Consider the following 12,652-nt stretch of genomic DNA (forward strand, 5'->3'; position numbering starts at 1 on the left):
AAGCGCTCCCTCGCGTTGCGGGAAGCGGGTATGCTCGGCGCCGCGTTGGAGGGACGGCGCCGAGCACCGGTGAGAGCCCGCGCTCCGGCGCGACCCGCGGCCACGGAGCCTGCGCTCCGCGGCCCGGGACGCCGCCCCCCCGCTGCTCGCCCGGAGAGAGCTCCATGACCAGCACCGTTGACAAGAGCGACGTGTTCCTCATCCCGATGCCCGGCAAGCGCGTGGCGCGCATCCCCATCGCGGTCCTCGAGCGCTACCTCGACGAGGCCACGCACGTCGTGCACGACCCTGCCGAGCCGGAGAGCGACGTGACCGCCCACGGGATGTCCGTCGACCCCGCGACGGGCGCGAGCGTCTGGCACACCGAGTGGGAGCTCGGCCCTTGCGACTACACCGACGAGAGCGGGTTCCCGCAGAGCGCCTACGCCTGGCACCGCCACCCGCTCGGGACCGAGTACACCGAGATCTACCAGAAGTGAGCGCGCCCCGGCCGGTCGTGCCCCGCTCCTGCCCACGCGCGCTCCACGCGAAAGCTCGCCCGCGCCGCCCGCACGACCCGCGCCGCCCGCGCCGCCCACGCCTACCGAGCGCGCCGCTCCTCGCGGCGGCCGCCGGCGCGATCCTCCTCGCCTCGCTCGCCTCGGCTTGCATCGAGCGCGGCTACCCCCTCGCCGGGAGCGGGCAGGTCGAGCTCCGCGCCGACGTCGCCGGGCCGCTGTTCGCCGCCGACACGCTCGACGAGGCGGGCAAGCCGGTGCTGCCCCGCCAGAGCCCCTGGTCGACCGCTGTCTCGCTCAAGCTCACCGAGGCGAACGAGCCGGCGTACGGCGGCTACGTCGAGGTCCGCGCCGTCCCGAGCGAGGCGCTCGCGCTGCACCCCGCGGGCGACGACCAGGAAGTTGGGGCCTCGTGCGGCACGAAGGACGGCGCGTTCCGCTGCACCGCCGGAACCCAGGGCTACGCCCGCTTCACCGCCGCCTCGGAGGGCGACTGGTCCGGCGAGGCGCGGCTCGTCGTCTCGTGGGCCGACCGCACCGAGGAGCTCCCGATCACCGTCCTCCCCGCGGGCTTGCCGGAGGACGCCACCAACTTCGCGCTCATCGCGGGGGGCATCGGCGACAGCGACCGGGTGCTCGCGACCTACGTCCCCCTCAGGTGCACGATCGGCCCCCTGCCGGACGATCTCGGCGCCACCTGGCGGCCGGGCGCGATCCGGGCGCGCGAGGCGCGCGTCCGCGCGTCGCCTCCCCTGAACGCGCCGGGCGTCGTGGAGCACGCGCCCGTGATCATCGAGTCGCTGCACAGCGAGGCCGCCCTCTCGCTCACCCCCGATTGCCGCGAGCGGACCTCACGCCTGCGCGTGCTGCTCGGCGCGACCGGGGAGAGCCCGCCCTTCATCCTGTGCTTCAGCGACCTCGGCGGCGAGGTGAAGATCGCCGTGAGCTCGGGGCAGAAGGCGCTCGACCCGATCCCCTCGCTCACGGTCGACCCCGAGCCGCGCCTGCTCCGCGTGCGCGCCCTCCGGAGCGTCGTCGCCGCGGGGACGCCCGGCGATCTCTTCGAGGTGAGCGCCTACAACGCCGAGCGCGTGCGCATCGCCGTCCCCGTCGACCTGACCGTCGGCGACGACCAGGTGATCGCGCTCGGCGAGGCGTCCGTGACCCTGCGCGGCGAGGACAGCGAGGCGACGATCATCCAGGGCGTCGCGGTCGCGCCGGGGACGACGACGCTCCGCGTGACGCCCCGCCTGCTCGCGAGCCCGGAGTGCTCCTCCGAGCCCATCACCGTCACGCGGAAGCCGGAGCCGGAAGCGGACACCGAAACGGAGACTGAGCCGGAGCCCGAGCCGGGCGCCGGAGGGGGAGGCTCGCCGTGAGCGCACGCAGATCCGCCATGTTCCTGTCGGCCGCGGCGCTCGCGATCGCGCTCGCCGCGCCCGCCACCGCGCCGGCGCAGGACGATCCCGAGGCGGACACAGGGGAGACCGAAGAAGAGGCGACGCCGGAGGCGGCCACGCCGGCCACCCTGAAGCGCTCGACCGACGCGGCGCCGATGGCCGTCCCCGCCGACTTCGGCGGCAGCCTGCAGGTCGTGCGCGCGCCGCCGGGCACCGCCAGCGCCGCCGCGTCGTCGGCCGGCGGGCCGGAGATCTTCCCGGACGCGCGCCGCGTCTGGATGAGCGTCCGCGACACCGATCCGGTCCCGATCGAGGCCGCGCGCCGCGGCGGCCGCTGGCTGTGCAGCGGCGGCGGCTGCGCGGCGCAGACCGGGGATCCCGGGCAGAGCGCCATCGGCGACCAGATGCTGCGCTCGATCAAGCTCCAGACCCCGACGCTGCCCCTGCCGCTCACGGTGTGGGGGCGGCTCACCGAGGACGGCCAGCGCCTGCTCGACTTCGACCCGGTGCTGCTCGGCCGCCGCTCGTACCGGCACGTCTGCGCCTACCGCCCGGTCGCCGACGCCCCGCGGTCTCCCGTGGGCGCCCCCGCCGCGCCGGGCGCGCCGTCACCGCTGTCGCCTGAGCGAGTGGACGTCTGCCGCGACGGCCGGCCCGAGCCGCCGCCGGCCGACGCCGGCGAGCTCACGCTGGGCATGCAGTGGCCGAAGCAATCGGAGATGGCCGATTTCCACTACCTCGCCATCGTCGACAGCTGCGGCAACGCCCGCGTGCAGCCGTTCCAGCGCACGTTCACCGTGCCGGTCCTCGAGGTCGCCTCGGGCGGCTGCGGGCGCCCCGATGGCAAGATCCTCCGCGTCTTCCCGGGCGGCGGCTGGCTCCGGGTCACCGCCTTCAACCTCCACGCGCCCGCGGCGGGCAACGTCGTCAACGCGACGTACCGGGTCACCATCCCGCCGCTCGAGAACCTCGTCGAGTCGAACCCCGCGCGGCTCCTCTTCCCCGATCCGCTCGCCGACGACCTGAAGGTCGACTGCGGCCCCACGCCGATCGCGCCCCGCACCGACGCCGGGAGCACCCCGCCGCCCGGGAGCGCACGCCCGCCCGGGCCGCGGGCGCCGTCCCCTGCCCCGCCAGGCATCCGGAGCCCTCCTCGCGCGGCCGGACAGGTCCAGGGCGGCGCAGGCGCCGGCCGGCGGCCTCCGACGGCGGCGCAGACCGGTCCGACGGCGCAGCCCGGCGCAGCGGAGCAGGCCCCGCAAGCGCCCGCGCCGCCGGCCGGGCTGCCGCCTCCTCGCCGGGCGCCCGACGTGGATCCATCGCGCCCCGGGCCGCAGCCGCTCGCGCACGGCGCTGTCGTCATCTCGCCGGCGCCGCTCCGGCTGGGCAACTGCCGCATCCGGCTGACGGGCCAGGCCAAGCACCGGCTCGTGGCGCCGCTCGCGCTCTACGTCTCGCTGACGCGCACCGATCAGATGCGGGGCGGCACGCCGATCGAGCTCCTCCAGAACGGCACGTGGATCGTCACGCCGAGCAGCGCGGAGTTCCCGCTCCCGCCGCTCGCCGAGGACTTCGACGGGGACGCGCGGCTCCGGCTGGCCGTCTACAGCGATCCGCTGAGCCCGCAGGGCAAGGTGGTGCTCGTCTCCGACGCGGGCCGCGTCGCGAGCTCGCTGCGCTCGAACGAGCCCGGCGAGCCGGAGCGCGCCCGGCGCCTCGTGGGATCGGTGGCGATCCACTCGGTCCCGCTGTGCGGCGAGGACAACTTCCAGACGCTCGAGGCCGCGGGGACCTGCTTCCGCGCGTACCTCACCGTCCCGGCGATGCTGGCGACGCTGCAGGTCACCCGCGCGCCGTGGGTGGAGAAGCCCCTCGTCACGCGGAGCGTGCTCAGCGCCGTCGGCGTCGCGCTCGCGATCGACCGCTACGACCCCGTGGAGCGCCGGGCCTTCCCGATCGCGGCGCAGCTCGGCGGCTTCGTGCAGACGCTCGGCGAGGGGCGGGTCGGCCTCCTCGGCTACGTCGGCGTCGCGCCGACGATCCCCATCCTCGGCTCGGGCGGCAACACCACGTCGTTCGGCTTCCTGGCCGGGCTCGGGCTGGAGTACATCACCAACGACGCCGGGCCCGACGAGGGCCTCAAGCCCGCCGCGTTCGTGTCCGCGGTCGTGCAGGTCGGCCAGGCCGCCCCGCAGGTCTCCACGAGCGGCCGGGCGAGCTTCGGCACCTACGCCGGCGACTGAGCCGCCGCGGCGCAGAGCCCGCGGCGGCCCGGTCGCCCGCTCACCGGCGGTTCAGGATCGTGTCCAGCTCCTCGATCGTCCGCCGCTGGATCGCGGTATCGAGCCGCACCTCCTCGAGCAGGGCGCGCGCCTCGGGGAAGCGCCCCGCGATCACGAACGCCCGGATCCAGAGCACCTTGCGCTCCGACGCGAAGAGGGTGTTCGGCATCTCGCGCTCGTAGCGCTGGAGCGCCGCGATCGACCGGCCCGGATCGCGCGCCTGCAGCGCCTCGGTGACCGCGTCGAACAGGGCGATGTCGTGATTGCTGCCAGGCCCGTCGATCTCGATCTTGAGCTTCTCGATCGTCTCGGCGGCGGCCGGCGCCGGCGCGCGCTCCCCCCGGTCGGGCGCCGGCACGCGCGCTCGCTGCCGGGCCGCGGGGCTCCGCCGCGGCGCCTCGACGGGCGCCGGGGCCGCCGGAAGCTCGACGAGCGGCGCCGGCGGCTCGGCGAGCGGCGCCGGCGGCTCGGCGGGCCGGCGCGGCGGCATGGCGGCGACGAGCGCGGGCACGACGTGCTGCACCTCCGGCGGAGGCGGCGCCGGTGCCTTGAGCGCGAGCCAGGCCGCCCCCGTGGCCGCCGCCGCCGTGGCCGCGACGACGAGGCGCGCGGCGCCCAGGGCGGGCAGCTGGACGAGCTTCGCGAGGCCCTTGAGCCACGTCGCGGCGTCGCTCAGCGCCTGGCCGACGCCCCCGGCGGCGTTCCCGGCGCTGCCCGCCTTGAGCGCCCCCACCGACTCCTGCACGCCGCGGAGGATCGAGACCCGCACGTCGTCGGGCACGCGCGGCGAGATCCGCGCGGTGGCGAGGAGCGCCGCCAGATCCAGGGGCAGCACGAGGCGCCAGCCCTCCCGCTTCCGGTCCTCGCGCCGGCGCTTCACGACGATGTCGTGGAACAGGCGGATGGCGCGCGCGCGCCACTTGTACGCCGTGGACAGCGGAATGCCGCGCTGCTGCGCGAGATCCGCCATCGGGATGCTGTGGAGATCGTGCCCGACCAGGATCCAGTGCGCATCGGCGTCGAGCTGTTGCATGAGCTCCAGCACGACGAGCCGCTCCTGATCCGAGATCAGCAGCTCTTCCGAGGTCTTGGCGGGGTCGACGAGGGGGGGGATCTCGTCGTCGGGCAGGAGCTCTTCGTAGCGGTGCTGGGCCCGCTGCAGGTAGTGCGAGGCCGTGTGGACCGTGATCCTGTTCAGCCAGCGCTCGGGCCGGGAGATCTCGGGGTTGTATTTGTTGAAGCTGAGGAACGCCGCGAACAGGACCTCCTGCGCGAGGTCCTTGCGATCGCGCAACGGGACCCCCAGGCCCGTCAGCCAGCGCCCTACGAGCGCGGATGTTTGCTCACGAAAGAGAAGCTCGAAAGCGCGCTCTTTCTCGGGTGGACCGCCTTGGCCCGGGCGTCGAGGTCTTGTCATACACAAGTCCAGTTCCGGGCACGGAAGGGAGATTGCCGCCCGAGGCAGGCCACGGGCGACGGACGGGGGGCCGTACGGCTGCTCGCGGGCGTCCGGAGGCCGGAAATGCCGCAAAATCCTCGCGAGAACGGGGCGCCGGGGCGCTCCGGACCCATCCGAATTTCGAATGGCATAATGAAATACAATTCATACGGAGAATGTATCGTTCCGCACCCGGGTTGCGGCTCGAGGCGGCGCCGGGACGCGCCGGCTGGCCTGGGATTCCGGGTGCGCCCGCGCGCGATTCGAGGCAGGCTGCCGCCCCCGCCCCGCGGCTCCAGCGCATGAAGCTCACCGACTTCTCTCTCGCATCGCTCGCGGCGACCTCGCGCCGCAACACCATCCGCGACGTCTGGGACAAGCTGAGCCCCTTGCCAGGGGGCAAGCGCCTGTTCAGCAGGCTCATCGGCGCGATGGCCCCGTACACGGGGACGATCCGCGCCGAGGTCGAGGTCCTCGAGCGCGGCCGCGCGGAGGTGTCGATGCGCGACCGGCCGGGGCTGCGCAACCACCTCCGCTCGGTGCACGCCGTCGCGCTCGTCAACCTCGCCGAGCTCACCGGCAACACGGCGCTGTCCTACGCGCTGCCCGACGACGCCCGGTTCATCGTCGCGGGCCTCTCGATCGAGTACCTGAAGAAGGCCCGCGGGACGATCCGCGCCGTCTGCGAGTGCCCTCTCCCGGAGACCAGCGAGCGCAGGGAGTACGATATCCCGGTGAGCCTGCGCGACGCGACGGGGACCGAGGTCGCCCGCGCCGTCCTCCGCAGCCTCGTGGGTCCGAAGAAGCACCCCTGAGCTCGGCGACGCGCCGGCCCCGGAGCCCCCGGGCGCTCCCGCCCCCTGCATTCCGGCAAAGCGCCACGCGCCGGAGCCCGCCCTGTACGCCAAAGCCCCCTGCGCTCCGGCGGAGCCCTATGCCCCGGAGCAGCCCTGTGCTCCAAAGCACCTTGCGGTCCGGAGCAATCCTGTGCTTCGGAGCAATCCTGTACCCGCAAGCACATGGGGAGCTCAGCTGTCGCCTGACCTCGAAGCGTCTCACCCCGTCCCACATCGAGCCAGGGTCCGGAAAGAGGGTTCGAGTCAACACGCTCGACAAAGCGCTTCCAGGGTGTTTCGATTCTTCTCATGAGGAACCGGTCAACGAGGGTGGCGCTCGCCGCGACGGGGATCAGCGTGATCTTCGCGGCGTGCGGGGGGTCCGACAGCTCGGTCTCCGGCGGAGCGGGCGCCGGGGGAGCGGGCGCCGGCGCCAACGCGAGCTCGGGGAATGGCTCGGGGAATGGTTCGGGGAGCGGCTCGGGAACAGGCGGAGACACGAGCACCGGATTTGGCACCGACGGGCCTGGAGAGATCACCACCGGGCCCAGCAGCGGCGCCGGCGAGGGCGCCGGCGGCGGGGCGTCGTGCGCCGGGGAGACGAAGACGGCGGAGCTCGTGCCGCTCGACCTCTACATCATGCTCGACTCGTCGGGGTCGATGAGAGATCGGCTCGCGACCGGCGGCTCCAAGTGGGACGCCGTGACCGACGCGCTCGAGGCCTTCTTCACCGACCCCAAGTCCGAGGGGCTCGGCGTCGGGCTCCAGTACTTCCCTCTGCTCAACGCCGACCTGCCCACGAGCTGCAGGAGCAACGAGGAGTGCGGCGTCAGCGGGCCGTGCGCGCTCCGGGGCTGTCGCAGCTCGTTCGAGTCCCGCGCGGGCATCCAGGTCTGCGTCGCCGACTCGGACTGCCCGGACGGCGACACGTGCGTCGACCTCGGCGTGTGCTCCCAGAACACCAACACCATCTGCGGTGAGATCGGCGAGCGCTGTCCCGGCCGCGCGGGCACGTGCAACAAGCTGTCCCGGAGCACCTGCGCGCACCCGTACTCGTGCGTCACCGAGGACTACGCGACGCCCGACGTCGCGATCGCGCCGCTCGACGCCGCCTGGGCCGACGAGCTCATCGGGTCGATCAGCCGGACATTCCCCGACGGGGGCACGCCCACCGCCGGCGCCCTTTCCGGCGCGATCGCCCAGGCCCGGGCCCACGCCGAGGCGAACCCGACCCACAGGGTCGTCACCGTGCTCGCCACCGACGGGATGCCCACCGAGTGCAATCCCACGTCCGCCGACGGTATCGCGGAGATCGCGGCCGGGGGGCTGAGCGGCTCGCCGAGCATCTCGACCTTCGTCATCGGCGTCTTCGGCAGGGACGACGACGGCGCCCAGGACACGATGAACCGCATCGCCGAGGGCGGCGGGACGACGTCCGCCTACTTCATCGACACGAGCTCCGACGTGACGCAGGCGTTCCTCGACGCGCTCAGCGCGATCCGCGGGACGAGCCTCGCGTGCGAGTACCAGGTCCCGGCGCCGTCCGCCGGGCAGACGCTCGATTACGGGACGCTCAACGTCCAGCACACGCCGCCAGAGGGCGCCGACCCGTCGACCATCTTCTACGTGGCCAGCGAGGCGCGCTGCGACGCGACCGCCGGCGGCTGGTACTACGACATCGACCCCACGACCGGCGGCACGCCGACGAAGATCGTGATGTGCCCCGCGACCTGCACCCGCTTCCAGGCGGGCGGGCAGGTCCAGCTCCAGGTCGGCTGCAAGACCGAGATCCCTCCGGTCAACTGAGCCCCTCCCCCACGCACAGCGGCGCCACGCGCCCCCCGTTGCTCGCCCGCGCGGCCGGCAGCGGGCGGCGCGCTCAGGCGTCGAGCGCCGCGGGCCGCGCGGCGGCGGCCGGGCCGCGGGTGCGCAGCCAGAAGTACACCGCAGAGGCGGCGAAGAGGGCCCCGCAGACGAGCGCGGTCGCGTAGCTGAAGCCGAGGAAGAACTCGATCCACGAGCGCTTCGCCTGGCCAAAGCTCTTGTAGAGCAGGAGCGCCACGCTCCCGAGGTAGCCGAAGGCGTCGGCCGCGGTGATCAGGAAGCCCGCCGTCGCCACCGAGCCCACGGCCGCGATGAGCCGGTCGAAGAGGACGCAGTTGTACGGGACGTACCCCACGTAGAGCCCGAGCCCGACGCTGATCATCCAGGCGACAGGGCCGATGACCCCCGCCTGGTAGAGCGCGGTGCTCAGCCCCGCGAGCGCCGCCCCGGCGACCATGACGCCGTGGATCGCGGCGAGCGCCGTGCGGTTGTTGCGGATGCCGATCATCGCCGCGACCGAGAGGAGCGCGCCGATCGCCACGGGGATCTCGGCCGTCGTCAGGATGGCCGGCTGGTCGGTGTAGCCGAGGGCGTCCCAGATCTCGCGGGCGAAGTTGTCCCGGAAATCGCGGTAGGCGGTGAGGACGACGTAGCCGAGGACGAGGGTCGCGAGCCCGCCCGCGTTCGCGAGGACGAACGCGCGCCGCGCGGCGCTGTCCATCGGCGCGCGCCGGGTCCGGAGCGCCTCATCGTCCACCGACGGCGGAGGGATCTGCGCGAGCATCCACACCGAGAGGAGCAGCGGCGGGAAGAAGAGGGCCCCCGTCACCGCCGGCATCCAGACCTCCGGGACCCCCCAGCCGAGCGTGATTTTGCCAACGGTCTTTACGAAGCCGCTCGCGACGATGAAGCTGGCGCAGAGCCCGGCGCCGAGCAGATCGCTCACGCGGCGCCCCTCGAGGAAGCCGAAGACGAGCCCCCAGACCATGCCGAGGGGCAGGCCGTTCAGCACCAGGAAGACGGCGGCGTACGGGGCCGGCGCGAGCCCGAACAGGACGAGCGCGACCTCGCTCACCCCGATGCACGCGAGGATGGCGAGCGCGCGCCGCTCGGGCGGCATCTCGGAGACGATCTTGATGCCAAGGAACTTGGAGGCGCAGTACCCGAGCACCTGGGCGATGATGTAGAGGCTCTTCAGGTCGAGCGCGGGGAGCAGCGGCAGCGCGACCATCCCCTTGTAGGAGCCGACCGCGAACGGCTTGCGGAAGGCGTACATGCAGAAGTAGGTCGCGAACGCGGCGATCACGGCGAAGGCCGTGAACACCGGCGCGGGGGCTCGCTCGAGCCATTTCGTCACGCTTCGCTGGGCCGGCATGGGAGCTCCGAGGAAGGCGCGAGGGTAGTCGCGGCCGCGCAGCGCGCGCATGGATTTTCAGTGAGGAGCGCGGCCGGTTCCCTTCCGCCTGCGTCCGTGCGAGACATGGATCCCGCGCCGCGGCCTGCGGCCTGGTCAGGGAGGGCACGCCTTGGCAGACCCGTCATCGCTCGCCGCAAGGAAGATCCTGGAAGATGTCGTGGCCGCCGCCCCTTCGGCCGGGCGGGCGGCCCCGGCGTTCGGGCGGGATGAAAGGCTGCGCGGCGCAGCCGCCCTGGTCGCGATGGGCCTCGCCGTCGGGGGAGCGGGCGAGCTCTCGTACGACCAGCTGAAGCAGCGCTTCCGGAGCGCGATGACGCGCGATCCCCTCGACTCGCTCGCGGTGATGATCCTCGGCTGCTCGTACCTCTTCTACCTCGCCGAGCACGGCGAGAACCCGCGGTGCGAGAGCTTCATGGACGCCCTTCTGTTCATCTCGACCTGCCTGTCCGTCGGCTACGCCGACATCTTCGCGCGCACCGCTGCGGGCAAGGCGATCGCGTCCTTCGTGATGACGTGCGGACCGACGCTCGCGGCCTCCGCGCTCAGCACGCCGCAGGGAGCGGAGGCCGAGAGCCGGGCGATCATCGAGCGACTGGACGGGATCCTCGAGGCGCTGCGCGCGCCGCGGTGAGCGGCCGCGGGCCGAGCCGACGACGCCGTCGAGCACAACCGTGCTGTCGACGTCCGGGGCACCTGACCCAAGGTGTTTTGCCGCAGACCTTCCCATGAGCCCTGTAGAGCACCCTCGATTGCGCCGGAGATCGGTCCGTCGGTTCCCTAAGCATGCTCAGGGGGATCCCTGATTCACACGTCATCACTGTGGCATGACGTCTCGATGGGACGCTTTGTCGCTCTGACGTGGGGCGCTTTGCACCTCCGCGCGCGCGCGGCGGGGCCGTAATCTTCCTGAAAAAGCAGCGAAACATCGCTCCGCCGGCTCTGGAATACCTCTTGCGACGTCGGGCCGCGCCGGGGCATCGAGGCCTCGGATCTCCAGGTCACGCGGAGCCGGACAGGCCCGCATAAAAGGCGGCCCGATGACGGCTGTCCGACGTGCCCCTCAGCGTCGACTGAGCGTCGACTGAGCGTCGACTGGATCACAAAGCGTCGCGACACGGGCTCGCTGCGGTGGCGCTCGTGCTGCAAGAAAGGCGGAGAAGCCATGCCGAATCGCCATGGTTGGATCGACGAGGAACATAACGACGGGCGAGGTCACGACGAGGACAGGGGCGGGCGACACCAGGGACCGCGAGGAGACGAGGCGTATCGCGGCGAGCGCGGAGCGACCGGGGATGCTAGTTACGGGCATCGTGGCAATTACGAGCAAGTCCTCCAGCGCGACGATCGAAGCCATTCCCGAGGAGGTCACGATGATTTCCGCGCCGTATCCGATCAGCGAGAATCCGGCGGCCGCGGCTACGAGGGCGACCCGAGCTGGCGCGGCCACGGCGGCGAGCGCGGATGGGAGGGCAGGCAGGATCGTGGCTGGGGCCAGCGCGAGGACGTCCAGCGCCAGGCGTGGGGCGGCCAGCGTGATGACTTCCAGCGAGGAGGTCGAGACGATCTTGGCTCCAGGCGCGGCTACGGCGGCGGCGAGGGCGGCTTCGGCGGCCGCCAGGGCGGCTTCGGTGGCGGCCAGGGCGGTTACGGCGGCCAAGGTCACTTCGGCGGCGGCCAGGGCGGCTACGGCGGCCAAGGCGGCTTCGGCGGCGGCCAAGGCGGTCACGGCGGCGGCCAGGGCGGACTCGGCGGCAGCCAGGGCAGCTTCGGTGGCAGCCAGGGCAGCTTCGGTGGACAGGGTGGACTCGGCGGCTACGGCGGCCAGGGATTCGGCGCCAGCCACGGCGGGTTCAGCGGTGGGCAGGGCGGCTATGCCGATGAGGGCGGACAGGGCCACTTCGGCGGACAGGGCGGCTTCGGCGGACAGGGCGGCTACGGCGGCGGACAGGGCGGTCATGGCGCCGGTCAGAGCAGCTTCGGCGGCCAGGGTGGATTCGGCGGCCAGGCTGGCCAGGGCAGCTTCGGCGGCCAGGGTGGATTCGGCGGCGGCCAGGGCGGTCAAGGCGGCTTCGGAGGCCAGGGTGGATTCGGTGGCCAGGGTGGATCTGGTGGCGGCCAGGGCGGCTTCGGTCGCCAGGGAGGCCTGGGCGGTGGCCACCACGAAGGATACGGAGCCCGCGGCGGCCTCCGGCAGTGGGCCGACGACGAGCGCCGCTGGAACGAGCGGCCAGGACAGCAACGCGGATACGAGGGCAACGAGTCGTCCTCCGGCGGCGATCAAGGCGTTTATCCTCAGCCCTACGGCGGACAGGGGTTCGGCGGACAGACCTCAGGCGGCCGCAGCTTCCTCCAGACCGCTCGACAGGGCGGCGGGCTCAGCGGCTCGCGCGGCCGCCCGCCCAAGGGGTACAAGCGCTCGGACGAGCGGATCCGTGAGGATATCTGCGATCAGATCGCCGATCAGCCGGACCTCGACGCGAGCGACGTCGAGGTGAAGGTGCAGAACGGCGAGGTCATCCTCTCCGGGACCGTCCGCGAGCGGCGCTTCAAGCACCAGCTGGAGGCGCTCGCCGAGCGGATCTCGGGCGTGATCGACGTGCGGAACGAGATCCGGCTCCACCGCGAGCAGCAGGGCGAGGCGAGGATGAGCGCGGGGCTGTCGTCGAGCGAGCGCGCCGCCACGAGCACGACCGGCGCCACGGCGAGCTCCGCGACGTCCATGGGCGCGACGTCACCCCCGGAGACGAAGAACAACGAGTCGCGCCGGAACGCCTCCTGAGCTCTGGCGTGAATGGCAGAGGCCGGCGGGCCGCCGCGCAGCGGTCGATCGCAGGCCGAGCGCGTGGCAGACGTGGCGGCAGGAGCCGCCGCGGCCACGCCCAGGGCGACAAACGGGTTGAAACCGCCCGAATTGCGCAGAATTTCGAACCACCAAGACGCCATAAGACGCCAAGATAT

General features: G+C 72.9%; 10 protein-coding genes. 7 read left to right on the forward strand and 3 right to left on the reverse strand.

Annotated features, from left to right (window positions below; all coding sequences use genetic code 11):
• Positions 1 to 164 precede the first annotated feature (164 nt).
• The 3 genes from POL72_RS06425 to POL72_RS06435 are packed head-to-tail and all read left to right on the forward strand — an operon-like array spanning position 165 to position 4,140.
• Positions 165 to 479, forward strand: coding sequence for a hypothetical protein (locus tag POL72_RS06425; RefSeq protein WP_272094136.1), 315 nt, complete (start codon positions 165 to 167; stop codon positions 477 to 479).
• The gene (locus POL72_RS06430) at positions 476 to 1,876 is read left to right on the forward strand and encodes a hypothetical protein (RefSeq protein ID WP_272094137.1); all 1,401 of its coding nucleotides are present in this window, start codon (positions 476 to 478) and stop codon (positions 1,874 to 1,876) included. Before POL72_RS06425 ends, POL72_RS06430 begins: the two co-directional genes overlap by 4 nt.
• The gene (locus POL72_RS06435; RefSeq protein ID WP_272094138.1) at positions 1,873 to 4,140 is read left to right on the forward strand and encodes a hypothetical protein; all 2,268 of its coding nucleotides are present in this window, start codon (positions 1,873 to 1,875) and stop codon (positions 4,138 to 4,140) included. Before POL72_RS06430 ends, POL72_RS06435 begins: the two co-directional genes overlap by 4 nt.
• Before the next feature lie 40 nt (positions 4,141 to 4,180).
• Here the strand turns inward: POL72_RS06435 and POL72_RS06440 are convergent, their stop codons facing one another.
• Positions 4,181 to 5,473, reverse strand: a complete 1,293-nt coding sequence (locus tag POL72_RS06440; protein WP_272094139.1) for an RNA polymerase sigma factor — start codon at positions 5,471 to 5,473, stop codon at positions 4,181 to 4,183.
• 446 nt (positions 5,474 to 5,919) lie between these two features.
• Between POL72_RS06440 and POL72_RS06445 the strand changes: the two genes are divergently transcribed.
• Together POL72_RS06445 and POL72_RS06450 are read left to right on the forward strand one after the other, a co-directional pair.
• The gene (locus POL72_RS06445) at positions 5,920 to 6,432 is read left to right on the forward strand and encodes a hotdog fold domain-containing protein (protein ID WP_272094140.1); all 513 of its coding nucleotides are present in this window, start codon (positions 5,920 to 5,922) and stop codon (positions 6,430 to 6,432) included.
• 330 nt (positions 6,433 to 6,762) lie between these two features.
• Positions 6,763 to 8,259, forward strand: coding sequence for a vWA domain-containing protein (locus POL72_RS06450; RefSeq protein ID WP_272094141.1), 1,497 nt, complete (start codon positions 6,763 to 6,765; stop codon positions 8,257 to 8,259).
• Between the two features lie 73 nt (positions 8,260 to 8,332).
• On the opposite strand, the gene POL72_RS06455 is transcribed toward POL72_RS06450, so the two are convergent.
• The gene (locus POL72_RS06455; protein WP_272094142.1) at positions 8,333 to 9,652 is read right to left on the reverse strand and encodes a DUF5690 family protein; all 1,320 of its coding nucleotides are present in this window, start codon (positions 9,650 to 9,652) and stop codon (positions 8,333 to 8,335) included.
• Positions 9,653 to 9,803: 151 nt separating this feature from the next.
• Here POL72_RS06455 and POL72_RS06460 point away from each other — a divergent pair, with 151 nt between their 5' ends.
• Positions 9,804 to 10,325 (forward strand): ion channel, encoded by a 522-nt coding sequence (locus tag POL72_RS06460; RefSeq protein ID WP_272094143.1) that lies wholly within the window; start codon positions 9,804 to 9,806, stop codon positions 10,323 to 10,325.
• 429 nt (positions 10,326 to 10,754) lie between these two features.
• On the opposite strand, the gene POL72_RS06465 is transcribed toward POL72_RS06460, so the two are convergent.
• The gene (locus tag POL72_RS06465; RefSeq protein WP_272095959.1) at positions 10,755 to 11,975 is read right to left on the reverse strand and encodes a hypothetical protein; all 1,221 of its coding nucleotides are present in this window, start codon (positions 11,973 to 11,975) and stop codon (positions 10,755 to 10,757) included.
• A gap of 147 nt (positions 11,976 to 12,122) precedes the next feature.
• Between POL72_RS06465 and POL72_RS06470 the strand changes: the two genes are divergently transcribed.
• The gene (locus tag POL72_RS06470) at positions 12,123 to 12,473 is read left to right on the forward strand and encodes a BON domain-containing protein (RefSeq protein ID WP_272095914.1); all 351 of its coding nucleotides are present in this window, start codon (positions 12,123 to 12,125) and stop codon (positions 12,471 to 12,473) included.
• Positions 12,474 to 12,652: the final 179 nt, after the last annotated feature.

This window comes from Sorangium aterium, assembly GCF_028368935.1.
GTDB lineage: Bacteria > Myxococcota_A > Polyangia > Polyangiales > Polyangiaceae > Sorangium > Sorangium atrum.

Coding starts and splice junctions, on each gene's coding strand:
- POL72_RS06425 (WP_272094136.1), top strand. CDS start 165: ATGACCAGCACCGTTGACAAGAGCGACGTGTTCCTCATCCCGATGCCC.
- POL72_RS06445 (WP_272094140.1), top strand. CDS start 5,920: ATGAAGCTCACCGACTTCTCTCTCGCATCGCTCGCGGCGACCTCGCGC.
- POL72_RS06450 (WP_272094141.1), top strand. CDS start 6,763: ATGAGGAACCGGTCAACGAGGGTGGCGCTCGCCGCGACGGGGATCAGC.
- POL72_RS06455 (WP_272094142.1), bottom strand. CDS start 9,652: ATGCCGGCCCAGCGAAGCGTGACGAAATGGCTCGAGCGAGCCCCCGCG.